Here is a 25716-nt window from a genome sequence, read left to right on the forward strand (position 1 = left end):
CATCCCGGCCTAGCCGATGGCCGTTACGACGGCGGCCAGCTCGGTGCCCGAGCCGTCGCGGCGCTCGTCGACGTCGGGAAGCGCCACAGGCTTGCCGTTCGAGCCGATCGCGCGTGGAGGTAGCTGGCCCACCCAGGCCAGCTGAAGCTGATCCTCGCCGCTGCGGAAGCGTTGCGTGCGAACGCCTCCGGTGCCGCGGCCCTTGGCGGGGTAGCGGTCGAGCGGGGTGACCTTTGCCGAGCCGGGCGCAGTGCCGGGCAGCGAGCCGGAGGAGCCGGCGATGGTGACGACGCCGTGGGCGGCAACGTCATTCGCGGGCACGACGCCGAGGGCGATCACCCGAGCGTCGGACACTCGGATGCCGGCAACTCCCTGGCCGGCACGACCCTGCGGGCGCACGTCGGCGGCGGGGAAACGCAGCAACTGGGCGTTGGAGGTTACAAGCACGATCTCGTCGTCGTCGGAGGCGGGGGCAGCGCCGATCACGGCGTCGCCGTCGGCGAGCTTGATGATGTCGATCGCGCCGCGGTCAGGGTAGTCGGGGTTGACGCGCTTGATCTTGCCCTGTGCTGTAGCGAGGGCAAGGATGGGCGGGTGATCGAGGTCGACGAGCCCGACCACGGTCGAGCCTTGGCCTGCGAGCAAGAGTTCCTTAACTGGCGCGCCGCCGGAGAGTCCCGGCGCTGTCTGAGTTTCGGGGATGGCGGGGATGTCGAGGACGTTCAGTCGGGTGACCGACCCATCGGAGGTGATCACCCCAATGGAGGACAGGTTGGTCGTCCTGACCCGGGCGACGACGGCGTCGTGACGCTGGCGCGGGCCGGAGTGGGAGGGCTCGGTGGCGGTCACGATCCGGGCGATGAGGCCGTCGCCGGACAGGAGCACCCAGCATGGGTCGTCCTCGACCTTGAGCGCGGAGGTGGGCTTGGTGGCATCGGACTCGAGCAGAACCGTGCGGCGCGGGGTGGCGAACTCGCGGGCGGTTTGGGCCAGCTCGGAGGAGACGAGGGCGCGTAGCTTGACGTCGGAGCTGAGGATCTCGCCGAGGCGCTCGATCTCGCTTTCCAGCTCGTTCTTTTCCTGCTCCAGCTCGATTTGGGAGAACTTCGTCAGCCGGCGCAGCCGCAGCTCGAGGATGTAATCGGCCTGGATCTCTGTCAGATCGAATACCTTCATGAGGCGATCCTTGGCTGTGGCGGAGTCATCGGAGGATCGGATGAGGGCGATGACCTCGTCGATGTCGAGGATCGCGATGAGGAGACCCTCCACCAGGTGAAGGCGGTCCTTGGCTTTCTGCAAGCGGAAGGCGGTGCGCCGGCGAGTGACGGTGAGGCGGTGGTCGAGGAAGACCTCGAGCAGGGCCTTGAGGCCGAGGGTGTGCGGCTGGCCATCGACGAGGGCGACGTTATTGATGCCGAAAGAATCCTCGAGCGGGGTGTGCTTGTAGAGGGCGGCAAGCACGGCCTCCGGGTTGAAGGAGTTCTTCACCTCGACCACGAGCCTGGTGCCGTGCTTACGATCGGTGAGGTTCTGTACCCCCGTGATGCCCTGCAGCTTCTTCGACTGCACCCCGTCCTTGATCTTGTCAATGACCTTCTCCGGGCCCACGAGGTAGGGCAGCTCGGTGAAGATAATGCCCTTCTTGCGGGCGGTGACGTTCTCGATGTGGGCGGTGGCGCGGGTGCGGAAGATGCCGCGCCCGGTTTCGTATGCCTGGCGGATCCCATCGAGCCCCACGATCTTGCCGCCCTCGGGCAGGTCGGGCCCGGGGATGTAGCGCATCAGCTCGTCGAGGGTGGCCTCGGGGTGGTCGAGGAGGAAGCGTGCCCCCGCGATGACCTCGCCGAGGTTGTGAGGCGCCATGTTGGTGGCCATGCCCACCGCGATGCCCGACGAGCCGTTGACGAGCAGGTTGGGGATGGCGGCGGGAAGCACCTCAGGCTGAAGGTAGGTGTTGTCGTAATTAGGCACCATGTCGACGACGTCCTCGTCAATATCCGCCGTCATCGCCAGCGCCGCCGGGGCCATGCGCACCTCGGTGTAGCGAGGAGCCGCGGGCCCGTCGTCGAGCGAACCAAAGTTGCCGTGGCCGTCGACCATGGGCAGGCGCATGGTGAAGGGTTGGGAGAGGCGGACCATGGCGTCGTAGATGGCCGAGTCGCTGTGCGGATGCAAGCGGCCCATGACCTCCCCGATCACGCGCGAGGATTTGACGTGGCCACGGTCGGGGCGCAGACCCATGCGATCCATCTGGAAAAGGATACGGCGCTGGACCGGCTTGAGGCCGTCGCGGGCGTCGGGCAGGGCGCGGGCGTAGATGACGGAATAGGAGTATTCGAGGAAGGATGTGCGCATTTCCTGCGACACGTCAATGTCAACGATCTGCTCTGTGCTGGCCATTATTCCATTATCTGGCCGTTCGGTTCGCGGCCGGCGAGCGCGCGCCCCGTGTTGCCGTGATGTTGGTGACCCGACTTCTCGCACAGGCGCCGGTTTTGGGACAATGGGGCAATGATCGATATGCGAAACGACCTCGATGCGGCGCTGTCAAGCTTGGTGGCGCCAGAGTCGCCCGTGCTTGCCGACATCCGCCAGGCTCTGGGCGAGGACGTCGTGCGCGCCTTCTATGTGCGGCCCGAAACTGTCTTCGACGCGGACTCGGTCTATGACAGGATCGTCGCCTTCATCGTCACAGCTACGCGCCTCGTCCTCGTCTACTCGGACACGAACTACGAGATGGACACTCGCGGCGAATATGTGACGACGGCGCAGTCGGTCCGCCTCGACAGTATCAGGGAGCATCACGTGGTTCGCCGCCGCGAGTTCCGCGGCAAGCGCGTGGGTCAGCTCAACTCCATCCTGCTACGCCTGCGCTGGGGTGCAGCCTTCTCTCAGGACCTCCAGCCCGGCGCGTGTGACGACCCCACCTGCACGAACGATCACGGCTACGTGGGCGTGGCGACAAACGAAGACCTGCAGCTCTTTCTCGACCGCCACGTGGACGCGACCCACTTCGCTGAAGGGGTGGCCTTCATCGATGAGGTCGAACGTATCCTCGGGCAACTCGCATGATCGTACCGCACAGGGAGAATCTCGCCGAGGTGTTGCCGGGCGTATTGCGCTCTCTCGGTCAGGCACGCCAGTCCGTGTTCAACCTCCCGGCCGCCCGGCGCGCGTGCGTGGTCATGGTCGACGGCCTTGGCTTTCACAACATCGACCAGCGTCGCGGGCATGCCCCCACCCTTCGCTCCCTCGACATGCGCGCGATTACCACTGTGGTGCCGTCGACGACGGCGGCCGGCATTAGCGCGCTCGCAACGGGCGCCATGCCGGGCCAGACGGCGATGGGCGGCTATGCCCTGCGGGTACCCGGCTCCGATGAGGTCTTCAACCTCATCGGCTGGAATACGTCCAGCGTTGATCCTCGCGCGTGGCAGTCCGTGCCCACGATCTTCGAGACGACGGACCTCGACGCGGTCAAGATCCACCCGCGCCGCTTCGTCGACTCCGGACTGACTCTCGCGGCCTTGCGTGGCGGGCGCACCGTCGTCGCCGAGAAGCTAGAGGCACGCGTGGATGGCGCGGTCGCGGAGCTGAAGTCCGGGGCCGACCTCGTCTACCTGTACTGGGGCGACATTGATTCAACCGGCCACCATGCCGGATGGGAATCGGAGGCGTGGATTGGCCAGCTCGAACACTTTGACTCGGAGCTCGGCAGGCTACGTCGCCTATTGCCGCCCGATACGCTCCTCGTGCTCACAGCCGATCACGGCATGATCGACGTCGCCGAGCGCTACGACATCGCATGCGTGGGCGAGCTTACCCGTGGAGTCGACGTCGTGGCTGGGGAATCCCGAGCGCTACACCTGTACACCGAGGAGCCGGAGGAGGTTTCTGGGCGCTGGCGGGAGGTGCTGGGGGAGCGGGCCTGGATCTACACGCAGGCCGAGGCTGAGGAAGCTGGGCTTTTCGGGCCGATGGGCGACTTTGCCCGCGAGGTCTTCGGCGACGTTCTCGTCTTCGCGAAAGACCGGCTCGCGATCGTCGACTCGCGCTACCAGAGCCAGGGAGCGATCGGACTGGTCGGTGTGCACGGCTCCCTCACCGAGCAGGAGATGATGATCCCGCTCGGCATTGATCTTATCTAGCTGTAGTTTTTTTGGAGGTTGTGACCGGTGTCGGGGCGCATCTGGCGGACGCCTTGCATCTCGGCAAAAGGTAGCCTTCCGGCGCCATTGGCGGGCTAACCGGGGCTAGTCGTCCTTCGAGTAGCCGAAAACGATCTCGTCCCACGTGGGCATTGCCGGGCGGTTGCGCCGCTTCTTCGGCTTGTCCGGCTTGGCGGCCTTTTGGGTGTCTGCCGCGACGCCGGGAAGGGCCTGCTGGCCGTCGCCTTCACTGGGGGCGTCGGGCTCTTCCTCCTCGGCGGAGGAGGTGGGCAGGGAGAGAATCGTGGCGTCCTGAGCCGCCTCGGGTTCGGAGTCCGCAGGGTGGGCGCCGTCGAACTCGGGCATGGGTTGGGCCTGGCCGCGCTTGGAGTTGAGGGAGGCGAGCATTGAGTCGATGTCCACAGCGCTGCCCGCAGCCGCCGGCTGGGCGTCGATGATGGAGGCCTTCCGCTCCGGTTCGGCTGGCGGGGTGTTGGGCTTGCGCCACGGGTTGGCAGGAGCGGGGATTTGGTTCTCGGTGAGCCAAGTTGCCTCGTCGTTGCGTGCCTGGAACGTTTGCGTCTTCGTGTTGACGGCCCATCTGGCCACATTGACGACGCCGCCGCTGGTGTAGGTGGCCGTCAAGATCCACGGCTCGCCGTGCTCGCGACGTGCATCCCATTCGACGTCGCTCGCTTCGACCCCGCGGCTGACCAGCCGGGAAGCGACCAATTCTTCGAGAGTCATGCCGCCGTCCTCGTGCCCGAGGCGGTACAGGCGGGCATTCTGGGCAACGTACTCACGCTCGGCGAAGATCGGGTAGGCGAGATTCGTCAGCTGCGAAGGGGGTAGAGAGGAGATTTCGGAGACTTCGGCCACCGTGCGCCCGGCACGGAAATAGGCCTGGATCTCGCGCGGGGTGATCGGCTTCGGCGTGTCCTCGCCCTGCGAGGTTACGTCGGTGCGCAGGGCCGCGCGAAGTTCGTCAGTGATCGGAAGTACGTAGCGGTTACCCTGTGAATCATTCAGGCTCAACTTCTGCCCGTCTTGAAGCCCCAACAATTCGAGCTCGATCATGTTTGCCTCCTCCGGTCCTGCAACAAGGGTGCCACCTGGCGACGAGAAATGGGGTCACAGGCGGCGGTGTGTTGGCGAATGTGAGCCAAATGGTCTCACGGATTCGCCAATTCAGAACCGGTGTTGTCAAACGTGGCAAGCTTTGGTAGAAAGTGCGTGAACATTGACCTATTCAAGGGGAGATCATGGCCACAGATTACGATGCGCCGCGCAAGCAGGATGAGGAGCTGAAGGAGGATTCCCTAACCCAGCTTAACGCGCGAAATAACAGTCACCAGTCTAACTCTGTTGACGAAGACGAAGTGGAGGCTGCCGAGGGTTTCGAGCTTCCGGGTGCCGACCTGTCTAACGTCGAGCTTTCCGTCGCAGTCGTTCCCGCGCAGGATGACGAGTTCACTTGCTCGCGCTGCTTCCTCGTCCACCACCGATCCCAGCTGGCATACGAGGAGGACGGCCTGCCCGTCTGCGCTGAGTGCGCGTCCTAGGAGGAGCGATCATATGTGGCTCTTCGGGAAGAAGAAGCACGATAGGCACGAGGCGGCGAACGCCGAAGATCCGGTAACGGCCGACGACGACGTCGAGTCGGCACCGCCTGCCACCGGCCCGTGGGATTCCGATGAGGTTGCCATCGGCGACAGGCTCGATGCCGGCTCCCTGTGGATCCCCGTCATCCCTGGGACGACCCTCCAATTCACCCTCGACCGGCGGCGCCAGCAGGTGCTCGGCATCGTCTACTCGAAGGACTCCTCGGCGCTCCAGCTACAGGTGTTTGCGGCTCCGCGTTCGGCGAAGCTGTGGGAAGAGGTGCGCCGCGACATGCGCACCTCCATTGCCCAGCAGGGCGGATTCTCTCAGGAGGAAGAGGGACCGCTCGGCCCCGAGTTGCACGCGCAAATGCCGGTGCCGGGATCGAAGGCAATGGCTCCGCACCGGTTCCTCGGGATTGACGGGCCGCGATGGTTGTTGCGTGCGACGCTGTACGGCAAGGCGGGTGCCGACGAGGCGGCGGCCAATGAGATGATCGAGATCGTGCGCGAGGTGGTCGTCAACCGGGGCCAGGCCCCGCACCCGCCACGTGAGCTACTCCCGCTCGAGATTCCGGAACAGGTCACGGCGCAAGAATGACGCGGCGGCGCGAACTGGTCGGCACGATCCGTTCCATCACCTATCCCGGCGCGGGGCTTGAGCGGCGCGTGCTGGTTCGTCTCGAGTGCGACGAGGGGCCGCTGACACTGTATTTCATGTCGAGGAAGAACCTCGAATGTGTGGATATCGGGACGAGAATTCGCGTGGCCGGCGCGATCACGTGCCATCGTGGCGTGCCGACCATGTTCAACCCCATCATGGAAGTGGAGAACGACGATGACTGAGCCTCACGCGACCGGCATGCGCGCCCTCGTCGAGGACGATTTTGACGTCATGGCTGCGGTGGGTGGTCCGCGTGGGATCGTGGAGGCCACGATCCCCACGATCCTCTTTCTCGTTCTCTACACGCTCACCCATGGCCTCAACCTAGCGGTGGGCGTCTCGGTGGTTTCCTCACTGGTTTTCATCGTGATCCGTGCGCTCCAGCGTATTCCGGTGACCCCCGCGTTCGGCGGACTATTCGCCATCGCGCTGTCCGCCTTCGTTACCTGGCGCAGTGGGGAGGCGTCGAACTTCTTCGTGTGGGGGCTGCTGACGAACGCCGGCTACGGCGCGGCCCTGCTCATCTCGATTCTCGTGCGCTGGCCCGCCCTCGGCCTGCTCATCGGCTTCCTGCGCGGGGACGCCACGGGCTGGCGGCATGACCCGGACCAGCAGGTTACCCGCCGTCGCTATCTGCTCATCACCTGGATGTGGCTTGGCCTGTTCCTGGCCCGGCTCGCCGTTCAGGGCCCGCTCTACCTCGCCCACGCCACCGAGGCGCTGGGGATCGCCCGCCTTTTCATGGGTGTTCCGCTCTTCGCGCTGATCGGCTGGTTCACCTGGCTACTCGTCAAAGGCTTACCCGAAGTTCCGGTAACTGCTACGGGCGCGGAGACCGAGGGCGGGGTGACCGAGGCGCCGGGCGCCGAAGCGCGCTAGAGGATTTCCTCGATATCGGCCAGCCCCTCCGAGGCGTTGGCACCCACGAGGAAGATGAGCTGGTCGCCGGCGTCGATGGACATGTCGGAGCTGGGGAAGAGCGGTACGCCGTCGCGCACGATGCCCGTGACCATGATGTCGGGCGGCAAGGCGATCTGGCCCAGGGCGTGTGCGGTAAAAAGAGAACCCTCGGAGACGGTGGCCAGGTACATTGTTGCCCCGGATTGAAACTCCATGCGGCGCACGAGCTTGCCGACTGTGACCGCCTCGGAAATGATGCCGGCCATGATCTGCGGCGTGGAGACGGCCACGTCCACGCCCCAGGATTCGTCGAAGAGCCAGGCGTTGGAGGGGTTGGACACGCGGGCGATGACGCGCGGCACGCCGAACTCGGTTTTAGCAAGCAGGGACAGGACAAGGTTGGCCTTGTCGTCCCCGGTTGCCGCGACGACGGCGTCGGTCTCCTCCAATCCGGCCGTTTCGAGTACGGAGAGCTCGCAGGCGTCGCCGAGGATCCAGTCCGCCTCCGGCACCGATGCCACGCGCATCGCCTCGGGTTTGATGTCGATGAGGGTCAACTCGTGCCCGGCCTCGCTCATTTCGCGGGCGAGCGAGCGCCCCACGGAGCCAGCTCCAGCTACAAGAATCTTCATGTCACCTAGCCTTTGCCGGATGGTTGGTCACGTGTTGGATGGCCTGCGCGTCAGCGAGCGCCGCGATGAAGCGCAACTCGTCACCGTCTTGGATGACCGTGGTGGCGGTGGGCAGGACCAGCTTGAGGTTGCGGGTGATGTAGGCCACGCGTGCCCCGGTCGCGGCCTCGATGTCGGCGATGGTGCGCCCATACCAAGACGTGTCGAGGTCGACGAAGAAGAGGGCCGTGCCGGTGGCAGAGTCGACGTGCTCGACGTACGGCCCGAGCGGGATGAGATTGCGCATCACCTGGTCGGCCGTCCAGGACACGGGGGCGACCACGTCGATGCCGAGCTTGTTGTAGACCCCGGCGCGTGAGGCGTCGTAGATGCGAGCCACGACGTTGTCCACGCCGAAGGTCTCGCGCACCACGCGGGCCGCAATGATGTTGGAGTTATCTCCGGAAGACACGGCGGCGAACCCGGCGGCGTCCTCGATGCCAGCCTGGCGCAAAGCGCCCCGGTCGAAGCCCACGCCGGTGACGGGCTGTCCCTGGAAGTCATCGGGCAGGCGTTGGAAGGCATGAGAGTTTTGGTCGATGATGGCCACCGAGTGCCCACGATCGGCGATGTTGACGGCGAGGCTCGCGCCCACTCGGCCGCAGCCCATAATGACGAAATGCACGACTTAGACGTTACCCCAAATGCGTTTACAGCGTAACCTAACCATGTGAACCTACAAGCCTCGCAACGCGCACAGACCATCGTTCGCTCGATCACCAGGTCGACGTCGGTGTCCATCATTGCGCTGGGCATGGTGCTTGTACCGCAGGTGGTCTTGCGTTCGGCGTCCTACTCGGAGCGGGCCACCGCCATCTTTATCGCTCTCGTGAGCGCGTTCCTGTCGCTGGCCGTGGCGCTGTTTTTTGCGGGGCTACTGCACAGGTACGTCCCCCAGAAGGCTTCTCATCAGCTCGCGGATTGGTACCTGGGCCACTGGGCTGGCCTGCTTGTTTCCGCCGCCCGGATCCTGGCCTATGCGCTGGTGATGATCCTCGGGGTCGGGCTCGCGGTGACGTCGGTGGACGCGCTCATTGACATCTCGTGGGACTGGGCTCTCGAATCGGTCCTCATCTTGCTCATATCAATCCCGGTGCTCGTGGGGAGGGTCCGGCACGTCCAGAGGTGGGGTCTCGTCTTCGCCGCGGCCGCCGTGTTGGGGATGGTCTTCCTCCTCGGCTACGGCCTCATCCTGGAGGCCACCGGTTCGATTGACTTTGAAAATATTCGCCTCGCCCAGGAGAACTCGCTGACCTCCGACCGCGTGACTGGCCTGACCAACTCGTATGTGGAGTCCGCGTTGGCGGGTGCGATGGTGGGCGCGATCGCGACCCTCATCTCGGAGCGGGTCATGAAGGATTCCAGCGAACGTCGGGTGAGCAGGCGGCGTTTAGGCGCCTTCATGTTGATTGCCTTCCTCGTCATCGCGCTCATGTTCTACTTCATCGTGACGTTGCGTATGCCCGGCCATCGTGAGGCCCTGCCGTCCTTGACGATGTCCTACGCCTTCTTCGGGCCGGTGGGCCGGATGGTTTACGTGACGCTTTTTGCGCTGCTCGGCCTGGCGGTGGCCACCGCCGCCTACGGTGAGCTGCCCCGCCTGTTGCGCGAACTCGCCCTCGACGGCCTGTTGCCGCGCAAGCTCGCCGCCGCCGACGCCGTGGCTCCGCGCCGTGCCATCGTGGCGCTTATCGCCGCCCTCGCCGCGAGCGTGACCCTCGTTTTGGATTCGGTCCGCTCGATCGCGGCTGTCTTCGTCTTCATCGTCTACATCATCATCGCCTTCGTCAGCGTCGCGATGGTCTCCCGCTCGCGCACCATCCTCACCGACTCCACCGACGGCGAGGAGCGTAGCGTCGCGCGGGGACTGGGCTGGCTCTTCGCCCTCTACGGGGTGGCTGCACTCGGGGTGGCCGGCCTCCTCGTCTACGCCCAATCGAGGTGGGCGTTAGCCGGCGTCCTGGCCCTGTCAGTGCCGGGGCTGTTCCTCGTGGTCTATTCGCGCGGGCAGTCGAGGGTGCGCGAGCAACTTGAGTTGGGAGACGCGAGCGAGGGGCGCCATCTTCCTACCCGCGTGCACGGCGTGGTCCTTATCGATCGGGTGGACGCGGCGACGATCTCGGCGGTGACGTGGGCGCGGGCGATGCGCCTGTCCTCGCTCACGGCGGTGTGTGTGGATATCGACCCGAGGCAGACCAGGCGGATCCGCGAGGCGTGGGAGGCCTCCCTTGTGCCGGTGGACCTGACCATTCTGGGCGAACCCAAGGGGGCCTGGCGCGGGCCGGTGGTTGACTACATCCGCTCCCAGCTGGCACAGAGTCCGCACGACATCATCGACGTCATCATCCCCCGCGTCATTTATTCCAGCGCCTGGGAGCGCTTCTTCCTGCGCCATTCCACCCCGCGGGTGATCTCAGATCTGCGTTTTGAACCGCGGGTGATGATCACGGAGGCGCCCTACAGGCTAGGGGAGGCGGAGGCATGATCCTCGACATCACCGACATTGGCCACGGCGGCGTCGGGATCGCCCGACACGAGGGCCGGGTGGTCTTTGTGCGTGGGGCAATTCCCGGTGAGCGGGTGAAGGCCGAGCTGACCTCCAGCCGCTCACGCTACGCCACGGCCGTGGTGCGCGAGGTCGTTCAGGCCAGTCCCGAGCGAGTAACCCACCCGTGGCCCGAGGGCGCCGCCGGGGTCACAGGCGCCGCCGACTTCGGCCATATCACCCTCGCCGGCCAGCGCTCGCTCAAGGAGCGTGCGCTCCTGGGTAACCTCCGCCGCATCGGAGGCCAGGAGCTCCTCGAGACGGCACTCGGTCTGGGCCTGTCGGTTGCCGCCGTCGACGACACGGACGGTTGGGGCTCGCGCACCCGCTTCGACGTCGTAAAGCTTGAGCGGGGAGTGGGGATGTACCGCGAGGGCACGAAAGAGCTCGTGCCGATTACCTCCATGCCGTTGGCGCTACCGGAGCTCGAGCGGCTCATTTTTGACCCGGCCTGGGATCGGGAAATCGCCCCCGGCACGCGTGTGCACGTGGTGGGCCCGGCGTCGGGGGAGGACGTCGTGGTAGCCGACCGCGTCTACACTGCACCCGGGCGCAAAGGGGAAAGCCACATCTGGGAGCGCGCCACCACGGAGAGGGACGTCTTCGACTATCGGGTCTCGGCGTCCGGGTTCTGGCAGGTCCACGCGCGCGCCCCGCACACGCTGCTACGCGCCGTCATGAAGGCGGCCGGTGTCCAACCCGGCGAGTCTGTCCTCGAGCTGTTCTCGGGCGCGGGGCTCTTCACCGTGCCGCTGGCTAAGGCCGTGGGGCCCACGGGTCGCCTGCGGGCGATCGAGGGCTCGCAGCGCGCCGTCGCCGACGCGAAGGCCAACCTTGCGGGCATGCCGTGGGCGAGCGTGCGGATGGCAAGGATCGACGAGCGGACCGTGCGCGAGGTGAGCGCCGACGTCGTCGTGGCCGATCCCCCGAGAGCCGGGCTGGGCAGGAAGACTGCTGGCGCACTGGCCAAAAGCCCCGCGCGGATCGTGCTCGTCTCCTGCGACCCGGCCGCGATGGCCCGCGACGTGGCAGAGCTGGTGGCGGGTGGAAGGACAGTGGAATCCATGGCGGCCTTCGACATCTTCCCGCACACGCACCACGTGGAGACGGTGGTCTCGATTCAAGGACAGCCCGCAAAGGCTTGAAGCCGGAACGCGTGATGGGCCGCGGGGCGGAGACCTCACCGTCGTCTGTACACCTTAAGAACTCCATTATTGAGAGCCACGCCGCGCTCGCGCCGTTATGATGATGGTGGAGGTGCCATGGGCAAACGGAAAGACGTCACAATCTACGACATCGCACGGGCCGCCGGGGTCGCGCCGTCGACGGTCTCTCGCGCCTTCAACTCCCCCTCGCGCGTGAGCGCAAAGACGCTGGCGAACATTCATGCCGTCGCCCGCAACCTCGGATTTCACACCGAGGGCTCCACATACTGGGACGACGACGGCCCCACGGCTCTCGGCATTGTCGTGCGAAACACCGGCAACCTGGTCTATTCAGATATCATTACAGGCTTCCAGACGGGTGCGGCACGCGAGGGATACTCGGTCATCGTCGTCGCATCGGACTCCAACACGCGCCAGGAGGAGAGGGCGATCGACACCATCGTTCCCCACGTCGCGGGCATTGCCTTTCCTGCCACCCGGCTCTCACAGCGCGCAATTGCCCGATATGAGCGCACCTTGCCCATCGTCCTCGTCAACCGGGTTTCTCCCGGACACAACTGTGTGGTGGCGGATATCGCGGGTGGCATGACGGCGACGTTCGAGCACCTGACCTCCCTCGGGCACCGTGAGCTCCTGTACCTGTCCGGCTCCGATGAATCCTGGGTCAACGCGATGCGTTGGCGGATGATCCGTGAGATTGCGCCCCACTATGGCCTGAGCGTCTATCAGCTCAAAGCACGTGGCTCCGGCGTCGACAGCGGGGCGGCGGTGGCAGGGGAGTGGATCAACCGTCCCGTCAGCGCCGTCATCGCGTTCAATGACTTCGTGGCGATCGGATTCATGCAGGCGCTTCAGCGCGCCGGCTACCGCGTCCCCGGAGACGTCTCCGTCATCGGCATCGACAACTCGGCCATCTGCCGCCTCACCCTACCGGCCCTTACGTCGCTGTCCTCGGGCGGAGCGCTCATCGGTGAGAAGGCAGCCGAGCTGCTGATCTGGCAGGCAAGGAACCGCTCAAATACGAAGCGCGGCCTGCACAAGGTTCCCGCAGAACTGACTGTGCGGGAGTCCACCGGCCTTAACGAACCGACGAACTCCCGCACCGCCTATGCTTGAGCTAGGTCTTTACCAGCCCTGCTCCTCCTTGAGACGCAGCCAGCGGTCGCGGACGGCGTACGCGTTGAGCTTGGACTGACGATCGCGGGTGAACATGCCCTTCTTGTTTCCGCCCACGCGCATGATGCCCGGCGTGGTCTGGAAGTCGGCAAAGTTCCACATCTGCTCGCCCTGGACCTCCGGGTAGTCGTCGAAGACCCGCATGAACATGGCGATGTTGTCCTTCTGGAACTCCTCGGACCACGGGCGGCGGAAGAAGTCCTTGTTGCCGTTGAGCGTGTCCGGGCCGAACTCGGTGAAGATGATCGGCTTGCCGGGGTAGTCGGCGATCCACTGGTCGAGCTCGGAGCGGAGGGCGGCCTCGGCGTCGGCGAGGTCGCCGGTATTGACATACCAGCCGTAGTAACGGTTGAGCATGATGACGTCGAAGAGGTCGGTGATCTGCTCGACGTCGGGGGTCGAGAGCATGACGTTGACGTAGCCGACCGGGCGGGTCGGGTCCGCCTCGCGCGCAACCTGCGCAAGCGGCTCGAAGTAGGTGCGCGATGCGGGCGTGTTGGTCTCCGGCTCGTTAGCGATCGACCAGATGACCACGCACGGGTGGTTCTTGTCGCGGGCAATGAGGTCGCGGATCTCGCGGGCATGAACCTCTTGGGTAGCCTTGTTCACGGTTTCTTCGGAGAAAGTTGTGAAACCCTGCGAGCCGAAGATGCCGCCGCCAAGGCCCATGTTCAAACCAACGGCCGGGGTCTCGTCGATAACCACCCAACCCTGCTCGTCGGCGTAGTCCATGACCTCCTCCGCGTACGGGTAATGGGAGGTGCGGAACGAGTTCGCGCCCTGCCAGCGCATGATGTCGAAGTCGTTAATCATCGACACGTCGTCGTGCTGCTTGCCTCGGATCATGTTGTCCTCGTGGCGGCCATATCCGCGGAAGTAGAACGGCTTGCCGTTGATCTTGAACACGCCGTCCTCGATGGCGACGGTGCGGATACCGAAGCGCTGCGGGTAGACGTCCGAACCGGCGTGAATCTCGAGCGTGTATAGCGCGCCATGGCCGGGAGCCCAGAAGTCGGCGTCGTCGATGCGGACGGTGCCCGTTGCGCCCTCCGCGCTCGCGACCTCGGTGCCATTCGGGTCGAGAACCTTGACGGCGACGTCGGCGCCGGCGGTCACGTCGTAGTTCACGACGCCGGTTGTGCCGTCGATGTCGGTGGTGATGGTGACGTCGGTGACGGCGTCGACCGGGCGGGTGTAGAGGGAGACCGTGCGATGGATGCCGGCGTAGTTGTAGAAGTCGTGGAAGTAGAACTGGACGTCCTTACCCTCGGAATTCTGGCTGATGTACCCCGGGGGAATGGTCTGCCAGCTCAGGCGGTTGTCGGCGCAGACGGTGACCGTGAACTGCTCGCCAGGCTTGACGAGCTCGGTGATGTCGGCCTCGAAGGGGAGGTATCCGCCAACGTGGTGGGCCACCTCGACGCCGTTGATCCACACGGTTGCCGCATGGGTCACCGAGCCGAAGTGAATGAAGAGGCGGTCGGCGCCATACTGCGGGGCGTAGGCGCTGCGCTGGTACCAGACATAACCGACGTGGTCATGGACCTCGTTGTCGATGAAGACGTCGTTGTAGCTGGCGGGAACGGCCATCTTGACCGAGGTGGGCAACTTTGCTGCGTAGAGCTCTCGCTCAAAGCCCGAATTATCAGTATCGACGAAGAAGTCCCACGTCCCATTGAGGATCTTGACCTGACGTGAGGGGGATTCTTGAACTCGTAACATATCGGCTCCTTTACCGGTTGGTTACTGCCAGTATCTCGAGCCAAGTTTCGCAGGGTGAAATGTTGCCATGAGTTGCCGTCCACTTTAGCGACACCCCGCCACAGACGGCCTGAGGCCGAGAGCGGTGGCAACTTATGGCAACGTCGGGGGAGCGCGCATTTGGCGTGGTTTTATAACCTTATGTCGTTGGCGCGAAGGAGCGTCACACTGATACGAACCTGCAACGTTGCACGGGGAGGGAAAACATGACAGTTACAACACCCAAGCGTTCCGCAAGGCCTTTCGGCTTTAGGGACAAGATCGGTTACATGTTCGGTGATTTCGGAAATGACTTCACCTTTCTTTTGCAAGCGATGTTCTTTACGCTCTTCTACACCAACGTTGTTGGCATCCAGGCCGCACACGTGGGAACCCTGCTACTGGTCGCCCGCATCGTAGACGGCTTCACCGACGTCGGCATGGGCATCCTCATCGACCGCCTACCGCTCAAGCCGGGTTCGGACAAGTTCCGCCGCTGGATCAAGCTCATTGCGATCCCGGTGACCGTGGCCTCCGCGCTCATGTACATGTCCTTCGTCGCTGACTTCAACTCCTACGGGATGAAGATCGTGTGGATGTGTGCCACCTACTTCCTGTGGGGCTCCCTGTGCTACACCGCGATCAACATTCCCTACGGCTCGATGGCCTCCGTCATCTCCGATAACCCGGATGATCGCGCCCAGCTTTCGGTGTGGCGCTCCACGGGTGGCACCCTCGCCCAGCTCATCATCATGTCCGTCCTGCCGCTGATCGTCTTCGTGACGAACGAGGCCGGCGTCTCGGTCATGTCGGGTCCGCGCATGACCTACGCCGCCATTGTCTGCTCGATCCTGGCGGTCGTGTGCTACACCATCTGCTACAAGCTTTCCACCGAGCGCATCACCGCCGCCGAGAGCTCCTCCAATCCCGTCAGCATCGGCACCATGCTCAAGACGGTCCTGACCAACCGCGCCCTGCTCGGCCTCATCGCCGCGGCCCTGCTCCTCCTCGTCGCCAGCCTCTTCCTCGGGCAGATGGTCTCTTACCTCTTCCTCAACTGGTTCGGTAACGGCAAGATCGTCTCCGCGGCCAACATGGCGGGCCTGATCCCGGCCCTGTCCCTCATCATCCTCGCCCCGCTTGCCGCCAAGCGCTTCGGCAAGGCCGAAGTCGGAGCCACGGCGATGTTCGTGGGCGGCGCTATCCTCATCGTCATGTGGGTGGCCAAGATCCAGAATGCCAGCGTCTGGATCGTCGGCTACGCCCTGGCCATGTTCTGCATCTCTACCTTTAACTACCTCGTGTGGGCGTTCATCACCGACGTCATCGACTATCAGGAGGTTCGCACCGGCAACCGTGACGACGCGACCGTGTACTCGGTTTACTCCTGGGCCCGCAAGCTCGGCCAGGCACTGGCCGGCGGCCTCACCGGCTTCGCCTTGACCGGAATCGGCTACGACTCCGTGATCGCGACCAAGGGCCTCGAGCAGTCGGAGTCGGTCGTGAACTCGATCTACACCCTGGCCAACCTCGTCCCCGGCATCGGCTGCGTGCTCGTCGCCCTCGCCCTCATGTTCCTCTACCCGCTCAAGCGCAACGCGGTTGCGAAGAATGTTGAGTTCCTCCGCGCCAAGCGCGCCGGCACCGAATCCCACAGCATCGAGAACTAAGGAGTGATCATGGTTGATCTCACCGCAAAGCCCTACAACCTGTCCGAGGAGGACATCGAGTGGGTCAACACGACCATCGAGTCTATGAGCCTCGATGAGAAGATCGGTCAGCTCTTCGTCAACATGGGAGCCTCCCGCGACGAGGAGTACCTGACCTCGGTCCTCGACACCTACCACATCGGCGCGGTGCGCTACAATCCCGGCACCGCCGCCGAGGTGTGGGAGCAGAACCGCATCCTCCAAAGCAACGCTAAGATCCCGCTCCTTATCGCGGCGAACACCGAGCGCGGCGGCGACGGCGCGGTCACCGACGGCACCTACGTTGGCCACGCCGTGAAGATTGCCTCCACCAACGATCCGGTCTACGCCTACGAACTGGGACGAATCTCCGGCGTGGAAGCCGCCGCCGTCGGCTGCAACTGGTCTTTCGCCCCGATCGTGGACATCATGCGCAACTGGCGCAACCCCATCATCTCCAACCGCGCGTTTTCCGCGGACCCCGACCAGGTCCTCGAGCTTTCGCGTGAGTACATGCGCGGAATCATGGAGTCGGGCATCATGCCGGCCGCCAAGCATTTTCCCGGTGACGGCATCGACGAGCGCGACCAGCACCTGTCGGCGTCGGTCAACTCCTACTCGACCGAGGAGTGGGACGAGACCTTCGGCAAGGTCTACCAGGGGCTGATCGACGACGGTCTGCCGTCGATCATGGCCGGCCACATCATGCTTCCCGCCTACCAGAAGCACTTCAACCCGGACATGACCGAGGATGATCTGCTCCCGGCCACCCTGTCCAAGGAGATTCTGACAGACCTGCTTCGCGGGAAGCTGGGCTTCAACGGCGTCGTCGTCACCGACGCCTCGCACATGGTTGGCCTGACCGGCGCGATGGCCCGCAAGGACCTCCTGCCCGCATCCATCGCCGCCGGCGCGGACCTCTTCCTCTTCTTCAACGACCCCGACGAGGACATGACCTGGATGAAGGAGGGATACGAGGCCGGCGTCATCACCGACGAGCGCCTGACCGAGGCCCTTCAGCGCATCCTCGGCCTCAAGGCTCGCCTCGGGCTTCACAAGACGCCGCGCGAGCAGCTCTTCCCTCCCAAGGACGAGGCGCTGGCGAAGATCGCGACCCCCGAAAACGTCGCGGTGGCGCGGAAGGTCTCAGAGGCCGGCATCACGCTGGTGAAGAACAAGCAGGACGTGCTGCCGATCTGCCCGGAGAAGAACAAGCGCGTGCTCGTCATCGCCGTTGGCGGCCCGGCCAATCCCATCTCGCGCGCCTTCGGCGCGGGAGGAGCGGTCAAGCACCCGGCCGACGTCGTCGCCGAGATGCTCCGCGAGCGCGGCTATGAGGTGACCCGCCACGAGTCCCTGCTGGACAAGCTGGCCAAGATGAGCCCCGAGGAGCAGGCGGAGGCCGTCAAGAATATCTACGCGGGCAAGGCCCCGATTTCGGCGCTGACGGACAATTACGACCTCGTCCTCATGGTCTCGAAGATCGACGGCCTCATGCAGCCGACCGAGCGCGTGGCCTGGCCGGCGACCAAGGGCACGGTGGATATCCCGTGGTACGTCCACGAGATCCCCACGATCTACGTCTCAACGGCGACCCCCTACGCGCTGGTGGACGTCCCGCAGGTCAAGACCTACATCAATGCCTACGACGACCGAGACGACACCCTTGAGGTGCTACTCGACAAGCTCGAGGGCAAATCCGAGTTTGTGGGCGTCAGCCCCGTGGACGCCTTCTGCGGAAAGATTGATACGAGGATCTAATGAATCAAGCTCAACCGCTCATTGACCATCAGCCGACGAAGGATTTCTTCGTCGGGATCGACTCCGATGGTTGTGCGATCGACGCGATGGACATCAAGCACTACGAGTGCTTCACGCCGTGTTACATCAAGTACTTCGACCTGCAGCCCATCTCGACCTTGGTGCGCGAGACGGCGATTTACGTCAATCTCCTCTCCACTACGAGGGGGATGAACCGCTGGGTCACCCTCGACCTCATCTTTGATCGGCTCAAGGAGCGTCCGGAGGTCATCGAGCGCGGGGTGAGGCTGCCGGAGGGCTCGCAGCTGAAGGCCTTCCTCGCTTCGGGTCTGCCGCTGTCCGCGGACGGCATTCGCGAGTTTGCCGATGCCCACCCCTCTGAGGAGATCGAGCGCTGCATCGCGTGGGGCGAGGGCGTGAACCAGCTGGTGGAATGGATGGTGCACGGCTGCGCGCCATTCCCCGGCGTCGAGGATGCCTTCAAGGTGATGAGAGAGAAGGCCGACCTCATGACGGTCTCCGCCGCCTCAGCTCGCTTCCTCGAGCGCGAGTGGGCCGAGCACGGCCTTGACCGGTATATGACGGTCATGGCCGGTCAGGAGATGGGCACGAAGGCGGACCACCTTAGGCTCGCGGCTAAGGGCAAGTACGACGACGAGCGCATCCTCCTCATCGGCGATGCGCCGGGTGACCGGGCCGCTGCCGCCGAGGTGGGCGTGGCCTGGTACCCGATCATCCCCGGCAAGGAGCGTGAGTCATGGGCAAGGTTGCGCACCGAGGCCTTCGACCGCTTCCTCGCGGGCACCTACCGCGGTGACTACGAGGATTCGCTCAAGGCGGAGTACGACGCCGTCCTGCTCTCCACCCCGCCGTGGGAGGTGATCGAGCGCTAGCGCTCCGAGGTCTTCGGAGCTGTATCGATGCTCTGGCGAAGTGGTCGGGATGTCGTTTGGCATCCCGACCACTTCATCTGTGGTGTGTAAAATCGGTAGACAGGCTCCCCGGAGGCTGATAGTTTGATATCGAGATAATTAAATCTGTGATGCTTAGGAGAGCTATGAGCATTGATACCTTTAAGGCCAAGTCCACGCTCAGCGTGGGCGGCAAGGATTACGAAATCTTCCGGCTCGATGCCGTACCCGGCACCGAGAAGCTGCCTTATTCGCTCAAGGTCCTCGCCGAGAACCTCCTACGCACCGAAGATGGCGCGAACGTGACCGCCGATCAGATCAGGTCGCTGGCCAACTGGGATCCCTCGGCCGAACCCAGCCACGAAATCCAGTTCACCCCCGCGCGCGTGGTGATGCAGGACTTCACCGGAGTACCGTGCGTGGTCGACCTCGCCACGATGCGCGAGGCCGTCACCGAGCTGGGAGGCAACCCCGACCAGATCAACCCGCTCAACCCGGCCGAAATGGTCATCGACCACTCCGTCCAGATCGACGTCTTTGGCACCGCCAACGCTCTCCAGCGCAACATGGAGATCGAGTACGAACGCAACCAGGAACGTTACCAGTTCCTGCGCTGGGGCCAGAGCGCCTTCCAAAACTTCAAGGTGGTCCCGCCGGGCACCGGCATTGTCCACCAGGTCAACATCGAATACCTCGCGCGCGTGACGATGGCCCAGACCAACGACGGCGTGCTACAGGCATACCCGGACACGTGCGTGGGCACCGACTCGCACACCACGATGGTCAACGGCCTGGGCGTGCTCGGCTGGGGCGTGGGCGGCATCGAGGCCGAGGCGGCCATGCTCGGCCAGCCCGTATCCATGCTCATCCCGCGCGTGGTCGGTTTCAAGCTCTCGGGGGAGATCCCCGCGGGTGCCACCGCCACCGACGTCGTCCTCACCATCACCCAGATGCTGCGCGAGCACGGCGTGGTGGGCAAGTTTGTGGAGTTTTACGGCGAGGGCGTAAGCGCCGTGCCGCTGGCTAACCGCGCCACCATCGGCAACATGTCCCCGGAGTTCGGATCCACCGCCGCGATCTTCCCCATCGACGACGTCACGCTCGCCTACCTGCGCCTCACCGGGCGCTCCGAGGAGCAGATCGCCCTGGTGGAGGCCTACGCCAAGGAGCAGGGCTTGTGGCACAACCCGGCGGTCGAGGTGGAGTACTCCGAGTACCTCGAGCTGGACCTGTCCACGGTGGTCCCGTCTATCGCCGGCCCGAAGCGCCCGCAGGACCGCATCGTCCTATCCGAGGCCAAGTCCGCCTTCCGTAGCGTACTTCCTAGCTACGCCAAGGATGAGATCGACGAGGAGATCGACTCCGCGCTCGAGGCGACCTTCCCGGCATCCGACCCGGTTGCCCCCGGAACCGAGGACGAGCACCCGGCACCCGTGGAGGAGCCGGGTGGGCGCCGTCCACACCGCATCACCCCGGTCACGCTCGCCGACGGAACGAAGACACAGCTCGATCACGGTGCCGTGGCGATCGCGTCGATCACGTCGTGCACCAACACCTCCAACCCGTCGGTCATGATGGCGGCCGCGCTGTTGGCACGCAACGCGAACAGCCGGGGTCTCAAGCCCAAGCCCTGGGTGAAGACCTCCATGGCGCCGGGCTCGCAGGTGGTCACCGACTACTACGAGGCGGCCGGGCTGTGGGAGGGCCTGAACGCGCTCGGCTTCAACCTCGTCGGTTACGGCTGCGCCACCTGTATTGGTAACTCCGGCCCGCTGCCGGAGGAGGTGTCTCAGGCCGTCAACGACGCCGACCTCGCCGTCGTCTCGGTGCTCTCGGGCAACCGCAACTTCGAGGGGCGCATCAACCCGGACGTGAAGATGAACTACCTCGCCTCCCCGCCGCTCGTCATCGCATACGCGCTGGCCGGCACGATGGACTTCGATTTTGCCACCGAGCCGCTCGGACAGGATCAGGACGGTAACGACGTCTACTTGGCCGACATCTGGCCCGATGCCAGCGAGGTGCAGGCGACGATCGACGCCTCCGTCAACCGCGAGATGTTCACCTCCTCCTACGCGGACGTCTTCGCGGGCGACGAGCGCTGGCGTTCGCTCGACACCCCCGAGGGCTCGACCTTCGCCTGGGACGGGGAATCGACCTACGTGCGCAAGCCCCCATACTTTGAGGGCATGACGATGGAGTTGACGCCGGTGGGCAACATCGAGGGCGCGCGCGTGCTGGCCAAGCTTGGCGACTCCGTGACCACCGACCATATCTCCCCGGCCGGCGCGATCAAGTGGGATTCGCCCGCGGGCCTGTACCTGGCGGAGAAGGGCGTGCAGCGGCGTAACTTCAACTCCTACGGCTCGCGCCGAGGCAACCACGAGGTCATGATCCGTGGCACGTTCGCCAACATCCGGCTGCGCAACCAGCTCCTTGACGGCGTGGAGGGCGGCTACACCCGCAACTTCCTCTCCGGCGAGCAGGAGACTATCTTCGACGCCGCGCAGGCATACCGCGAGGCGGGCGTTGCGCTGGTCGTGCTTGCCGGTAAGGAGTACGGCTCGGGCTCCTCGCGTGACTGGGCCGCGAAGGGCACCGCGCTACTGGGCGTCAAGGCCGTCATCGCCGAGTCGTTCGAGCGCATCCACCGCTCGAACCTCATCGGCATGGGCGTGCTCCCGCTACAGTTCCCGGCCGGTGAGAGCGCCGACTCGCTCGGCCTGACCGGCACGGAGGTCTTCTCCATCGAGGGTATCGACGAGCTCAACGAGGGCCGCACCCCGAAGACGGTGAAGGTCCGGGCCGACAAGGACGGCGAGACGATCGAGTTCGACGCCGTGGTGCGCATCGACACCCCCGGCGAAGCGGACTACTTCCGCAATGGCGGCATCCTGCAGTACGTGCTGCGTAATCTCGCGCGCTCCGCGTAAGGGGAAGGGGGCGGTGGCCGGGGAGGCCACCGCCCCTTTTTCGTCCCCGGCCTGCGCATGTTCTTTCTTGCAGGGAGGGTAGGGGAGCAGACGATGGACAGGGACGGTGGTAATCTCTATGGGTAGTTTAAGGAGCCCTAGTGATTCTTGATTCGATTACTTGTCCTGCGGACCTCGCCTCGCTGAACAACAAGGACCTTACACAGCTTGCGGCGGAGATCCGCCGCTTCCTCGTGGTCAACGTGGCGAAGACGGGCGGCCACCTCGGCCCCAACCTCGGGGTCGTCGAACTGACAATCGCCCTGCACCGAGTCTTCGATTCCCCGCGCGACGTCCTCGTGTGGGATACCGGCCACCAGGCATACGTGCATAAGATTCTCACCGGCCGGAAGGACTTCCAGGGCTTGCGTCAGGAGGGCGGGCTTTCGGGTTACCCGAACAGGGCCGAATCCGAGCACGACGTCGTTGAGAACTCCCACGCCTCGACGGCGCTGTCCTGGGCGGACGGGATCGCGCGCGGCATGCAGATGTCAGGTCAAGACCACCGAGTAGTGGCGATCATCGGGGATGGCGCGATGACCGGCGGCATGGCCTGGGAGGCGCTGAACAACATCGCGGAGGATCCCAACCGCCCCGTCGTCATCGTCCTCAACGACAACGGCCGCTCGTATGCGCCAACCGTGGGCGGGATCGTGCGCCGCTTCGACCCGGTTCGTAAGCTCGACGCGGTGCGCGTCAACCGCGACTACGAGAACTTCCTCGACTGGGGCAAACGCACCCTTCAAGACGGCGGACTGCCGGGCAAGCTCACCTACGACACGCTGCGCGGCATCAAGAAGGGCATGAAGGAGATCCTCTTCGACGCCGGTATCTTTGACTCGCTCGGGCTGAAGTACATCGGCCCCGTCGATGGCCACGACATCGCCAGCCTTGAAGAGGCATTCCGGATGGCGCGCGACTTCGGCGGACCCGTCGTCGTCCACGCCATGACGGAGAAGGGACGCGGCTACAGGCCGGCGGAGGAGAACAAGGCCGACCGCTTCCACGCGGTGGGCAAGATTCATCCCGAGACCGGCCTGCCCATCGAGCCCTCCCGCTTCGGCTGGACCTCGATCTTCGCCGAGGAGATCCTCGACATCGCCCGGAAGGATGCCGCGATCGTGGGAATCACCGCCGCGATGCTCCAGCCCGTGGGCTTGTCCCTCATGCGGGAGGAGTTCCCGAGGCGCGTCATTGACGTAGGGATCGCCGAGCAGCACGCCGTGACGATGTCGGCGGGTCTGGCTAAGGCCGGCTATCACCCCGTCATCGCGCTGTACGCGACGTTTCTCAACCGCGGCTTCGATCAGCTACTCATGGACGTGGCCCTCCACGACGCGCCCGTCACCATCTGCCTCGATCGTGCGGGCGTGACCGGTGATGACGGTGCCTCCCACAACGGCATGTGGGATCTGTCGATGGCGGCGATGATCCCGAACCTGTCGGTGGCCGTCCCGCGTGACGAGCCGCGCATGCGCGAGCTCCTCCGCGAGGCCACGGCTAGCGCGGCGCCGACCATCGTGCGCTACCCGAAGGGTTCGGTCCCGCCCGAGCTGCCAACCCTGCGCAAGGCCGGCAGCCTCGACGTCGTCTACGAACGCGACGAGGGTGGAAAGCCGCTCGTCCTCGTCGCCGTTGGCCCGATGGCACACGCAATGGTCGAGGCCGCCGAGCGGATAGAGGGGTCGGTATTGGTGGTCGACCCGCGCTGGGTGCTTCCCACAAGCCCCGACCTGGTCGAGCTGGTTGCTGGCGCGGATGGCGTGATCGTCCTCGAGGACGGTCTCATCGACGGCGGCGTGGGTGACGAGCTACGCTCCGCGCTGGCACGCGCCAATTCGGACGTGCCCGTACGCAACCTCGGCATCCACAAGGCCTTCCTCAAGCACGCCGCCCGGGCGGCAATCCTGCACCGCGAGGCAATGGACGCCGACGCCGTGGTCGCAACGGCAAAGACGCTGCGTTAGCCGGCCGCTACGGCGTCGTGAATGCGGCGTGCCGTCAGCTCGATCTGCCACGGGCGAGCGCCGTCACCTGCGAGGATCGCCTCGAGCTGGGGCAGGCTATCCCAGCCGTTCCATGCCGCAATCTTCTGCGTGCGCGGCTTGAGAACGACCTCCTGGCGGATGGCGAGCTCGTCGGCGATCTCCAGGACGGTCGGGCGCAAGATCGCCCACCGGTGCGCCGCCTCGGGCCTCTTGTGTTCCCATTCATTCGTGGGAGGAAACGGGTCGCGATGCTCGGTGAACCTGCGCTCGGGCAGGGCACGCTCGTCGAGGTGCCAGGCGATATCGATGGCGCGCCACCACGTGTCGACGTCGCGCCGACGCGAGCCGGTGCGCAACAGTGAGGAGTTGGCCACGTCGGCGCGCGAGCGTGGCTTGCGCTTGGCAAGTTGGGCCAGCACATTGTTGGGGATCACCTTGTGCGGCGCGAGATCACGGCGTCTGGCCAGCTCATCGCGGGCCGACCAGAGCTCGCGCAGCATGGCGAGCGCGCGCTGGTCGCGGATCCCCGCTTGGCGTGAGGATCTCCTCCAGGGCTGTTGACGGGGCGGGGGCGGCTTGCGCAGGCGCACCTCCTCGCACTCCTCGAGGAACCACTCGTAACGGCCGGCCTCCTTCAGTTCACCCGTCATCACCTCGCGCAACTCGCCAAGGAGCTCCACGTCGAGTGCTGCATAGGTGAGCATTGGTAGAGGAAGGGGGCGCTGGGCCCAGTCCGAGCGAGAATACTCTTTCGCCAGTGTCCAGCCGAGCGCCCGCTCGCACACCGCCTGAAGGGAGACCTTGTCGTAGCCGAGGATGAGGGCGGCGATCTCCGTGTCGAACACCTTGGTGGGCCGCAACCCGAGCTCGGCAAGGCACACGAGGTCCTGATGGGCTGCGTGGAGGATCCACTCCTGCCTCATGACCTCCGCCAGCCCGGCCATGCGATCCTCAATGCCGAGCGGGTCAATGAGGACCGTCCCGGTCCCTTCCCGACGGATCTGGATGAGGTAGGCGCGCGAGGAATAGTGCATCTCATTAGCGCGCTCGGTATCGACCCCGAAGGGGCCGGTGCCGGCAGCGAGACGGGCGACGGCGTCGTCGATGTCGTCGCCCGTGACGGGCGGCAGGCCATCGCGTGGCTTATCGAGTAGGCGGGCGGGTGTGGGCTGTGTCAAATCTTGTCCACCTTACGCCCGATGCTTCGTACTGTCTCACTCCACGGGCCCAGGCCCGCCATGGATGCCGCGAAGTCGGCCCAGGCGTGTAGATGCTCCGTCAAGTAGACGGTCTGCGGTGTCCACGACGCGCGAAGCTCGAGCTCGACGCGCGAGGAATTGAGGTAGAGCCCGCCGAAGGTTTCGTTGAACACGCGGGTGACGGTGCCGTTGAGGCTGTGATAGGAGGCGCCGTTGCCGTCGAGGGCGTCCGCCAGCCACGACCAGGCGACCTCTCCCAGGAGCGGGTCGTCGCCCATGGCGGCGTCCATCGCGGCCTGGGCGTGAATGACGATGCGGAACGTGCCGTTCCAAGCGGGCTGACCCGCCGGGTCGTGCAAGACAACAAACTTGGCCGAGCCGCGCAGGTAATCCGGGTCCAGGGTGGGGGAGTCATTCACCTCGGCCTGCAAAGCCACCGCCCACGGCGCAATCCTCGTGGGACCCGGAATCTGGGCGACGTGGATCTCGGGACGAAACTGCTGGCCCTTGAGGGACTCAAGCGCAGTGACAAACTCCGAAGGCGGCTGTTGATTGGTCACACTCCGACTGTAGCGGCGTGCGGGCG

The 25716-nt window shown here is 64.9% G+C and carries 21 protein-coding genes; 14 read left to right on the forward strand and 7 right to left on the reverse strand.

The annotated features are described in order from the left end of the window. Positions 1-9: 9 nt before the first annotated feature. A complete protein-coding gene (locus J2S45_RS04895) occupies positions 10-2400 on the reverse strand; it encodes a DNA gyrase/topoisomerase IV subunit A (RefSeq protein WP_307634714.1) in 2391 nt (796 codons plus the stop codon). 111 nt (positions 2401-2511) lie between these two features. On the opposite strand from J2S45_RS04895, the gene J2S45_RS04900 reads away from it, so the two are divergent. Together J2S45_RS04900 and J2S45_RS04905 are read left to right on the forward strand one after the other, a co-directional pair. Next, positions 2512-3072, forward strand: coding sequence for a DUF5998 family protein (locus J2S45_RS04900; protein ID WP_270974432.1), 561 nt, complete (start codon positions 2512-2514; stop codon positions 3070-3072). Then, positions 3069-4148 (forward strand): alkaline phosphatase family protein, encoded by a 1080-nt coding sequence (locus J2S45_RS04905; RefSeq protein ID WP_307634715.1) that lies wholly within the window; start codon positions 3069-3071, stop codon positions 4146-4148. Before J2S45_RS04900 ends, J2S45_RS04905 begins: the two co-directional genes overlap by 4 nt. Positions 4149-4253: 105 nt before the next feature. On the opposite strand, the gene sepH is transcribed toward J2S45_RS04905, so the two are convergent. Next, positions 4254-5225, reverse strand: a complete 972-nt coding sequence (gene sepH / locus J2S45_RS04910) for a septation protein SepH (protein ID WP_307634716.1) — start codon at positions 5223-5225, stop codon at positions 4254-4256. A 185-nt stretch (positions 5226-5410) separates the two neighbouring features. Between sepH and J2S45_RS04915 the strand changes: the two genes are divergently transcribed. From J2S45_RS04915 to J2S45_RS04930, 4 genes are read left to right on the forward strand one after another with little or no spacing between them, the layout of a single operon-like run. After that, positions 5411-5710 carry a DUF4193 domain-containing protein gene (locus J2S45_RS04915; RefSeq protein ID WP_270974438.1) on the forward strand — a complete coding sequence of 100 codons (300 nt, stop codon included), beginning with the start codon at positions 5411-5413 and terminating at the stop codon, positions 5708-5710. A gap of 13 nt (positions 5711-5723) precedes the next feature. After that, entirely contained in the window at positions 5724-6350 is a 627-nt protein-coding gene (locus J2S45_RS04920; protein ID WP_307634717.1) for a DUF3710 domain-containing protein, read from the forward strand. Continuing rightward, positions 6347-6595: a single stranded DNA-binding domain-containing protein gene (locus J2S45_RS04925; protein ID WP_307634718.1), complete on the forward strand. Its 249-nt coding sequence runs from the start codon at positions 6347-6349 to the stop codon at positions 6593-6595. The genes J2S45_RS04920 and J2S45_RS04925 overlap by 4 nt, the downstream gene beginning before the upstream one ends. Next, complete coding sequence (locus J2S45_RS04930) at positions 6588-7292, forward strand: DUF3159 domain-containing protein (RefSeq protein WP_296929027.1); 705 nt, start codon at positions 6588-6590, stop codon at positions 7290-7292. The genes J2S45_RS04925 and J2S45_RS04930 overlap by 8 nt, the downstream gene beginning before the upstream one ends. On the opposite strand, the gene J2S45_RS04935 is transcribed toward J2S45_RS04930, so the two are convergent. Both J2S45_RS04935 and J2S45_RS04940 read right to left on the reverse strand, forming a co-directional pair. Beyond that, positions 7289-7945 (reverse strand): potassium channel family protein, encoded by a 657-nt coding sequence (locus tag J2S45_RS04935; protein ID WP_270974446.1) that lies wholly within the window; start codon positions 7943-7945, stop codon positions 7289-7291. The two genes, J2S45_RS04930 and J2S45_RS04935, sit on opposite strands and share 4 nt — an antisense overlap. 1 nt (position 7946) lies before the next feature. After that, positions 7947-8609 carry a potassium channel family protein gene (locus J2S45_RS04940; RefSeq protein WP_296929023.1) on the reverse strand — a complete coding sequence of 221 codons (663 nt, stop codon included), beginning with the start codon at positions 8607-8609 and terminating at the stop codon, positions 7947-7949. Positions 8610-8654: 45 nt separating this feature from the next. On the opposite strand from J2S45_RS04940, the gene J2S45_RS04945 reads away from it, so the two are divergent. The 3 genes from J2S45_RS04945 to J2S45_RS04955 all read left to right on the forward strand — a co-directional run bounded on the left by J2S45_RS04945 (position 8655) and on the right by J2S45_RS04955 (position 12811). Further along, a complete protein-coding gene (locus tag J2S45_RS04945) occupies positions 8655-10469 on the forward strand; it encodes an APC family permease (protein ID WP_307634719.1) in 1815 nt (604 codons plus the stop codon). Beyond that, complete coding sequence (locus tag J2S45_RS04950) at positions 10466-11674, forward strand: class I SAM-dependent RNA methyltransferase (protein WP_307634720.1); 1209 nt, start codon at positions 10466-10468, stop codon at positions 11672-11674. Before J2S45_RS04945 ends, J2S45_RS04950 begins: the two co-directional genes overlap by 4 nt. Before the next feature lie 117 nt (positions 11675-11791). Continuing rightward, complete coding sequence (locus tag J2S45_RS04955; protein WP_307634721.1) at positions 11792-12811, forward strand: LacI family DNA-binding transcriptional regulator; 1020 nt, start codon at positions 11792-11794, stop codon at positions 12809-12811. A gap of 9 nt (positions 12812-12820) precedes the next feature. On the opposite strand, the gene uidA is transcribed toward J2S45_RS04955, so the two are convergent. Next, complete coding sequence (uidA, locus tag J2S45_RS04960; protein WP_307634722.1) at positions 12821-14593, reverse strand: beta-glucuronidase; 1773 nt, start codon at positions 14591-14593, stop codon at positions 12821-12823. A gap of 245 nt (positions 14594-14838) precedes the next feature. On the opposite strand from uidA, the gene J2S45_RS04965 reads away from it, so the two are divergent. The 5 genes from J2S45_RS04965 (at position 14839) to dxs (ending at position 23910) form a co-directional block, all read left to right on the forward strand. Continuing rightward, positions 14839-16281: an MFS transporter gene (locus tag J2S45_RS04965; RefSeq protein ID WP_307634723.1), complete on the forward strand. Its 1443-nt coding sequence runs from the start codon at positions 14839-14841 to the stop codon at positions 16279-16281. A gap of 9 nt (positions 16282-16290) precedes the next feature. Then, a complete protein-coding gene (locus tag J2S45_RS04970; protein WP_307634724.1) occupies positions 16291-18060 on the forward strand; it encodes a glycoside hydrolase family 3 protein in 1770 nt (589 codons plus the stop codon). After that, a complete protein-coding gene (locus J2S45_RS04975; RefSeq protein WP_307634725.1) occupies positions 18060-18953 on the forward strand; it encodes an HAD family hydrolase in 894 nt (297 codons plus the stop codon). The genes J2S45_RS04970 and J2S45_RS04975 overlap by 1 nt, the downstream gene beginning before the upstream one ends. Before the next feature lie 164 nt (positions 18954-19117). Next, positions 19118-21904: an aconitate hydratase AcnA gene (gene acnA / locus J2S45_RS04980; RefSeq protein ID WP_307634726.1), complete on the forward strand. Its 2787-nt coding sequence runs from the start codon at positions 19118-19120 to the stop codon at positions 21902-21904. Positions 21905-22044: 140 nt separating this feature from the next. Further along, on the forward strand, positions 22045-23910 hold the full coding sequence (gene dxs, locus J2S45_RS04985) for a 1-deoxy-D-xylulose-5-phosphate synthase (protein ID WP_307634727.1): 1866 nt from the start codon (positions 22045-22047) through the stop codon (positions 23908-23910). Here the strand turns inward: dxs and J2S45_RS04990 are convergent. Continuing rightward, a complete protein-coding gene (locus J2S45_RS04990) occupies positions 23907-25109 on the reverse strand; it encodes an HRDC domain-containing protein (protein ID WP_296929569.1) in 1203 nt (400 codons plus the stop codon). The genes dxs and J2S45_RS04990 overlap by 4 nt on opposite strands. Further along, positions 25106-25690: a DUF3000 domain-containing protein gene (locus J2S45_RS04995; RefSeq protein ID WP_296929570.1), complete on the reverse strand. Its 585-nt coding sequence runs from the start codon at positions 25688-25690 to the stop codon at positions 25106-25108. Before J2S45_RS04995 ends, J2S45_RS04990 begins: the two co-directional genes overlap by 4 nt. Positions 25691-25716: the final 26 nt, after the last annotated feature.

It is taken from the genome of Trueperella abortisuis, assembly GCF_030811095.1.
GTDB classification, from domain to species: domain Bacteria; phylum Actinomycetota; class Actinomycetes; order Actinomycetales; family Actinomycetaceae; genus Trueperella; species Trueperella abortisuis.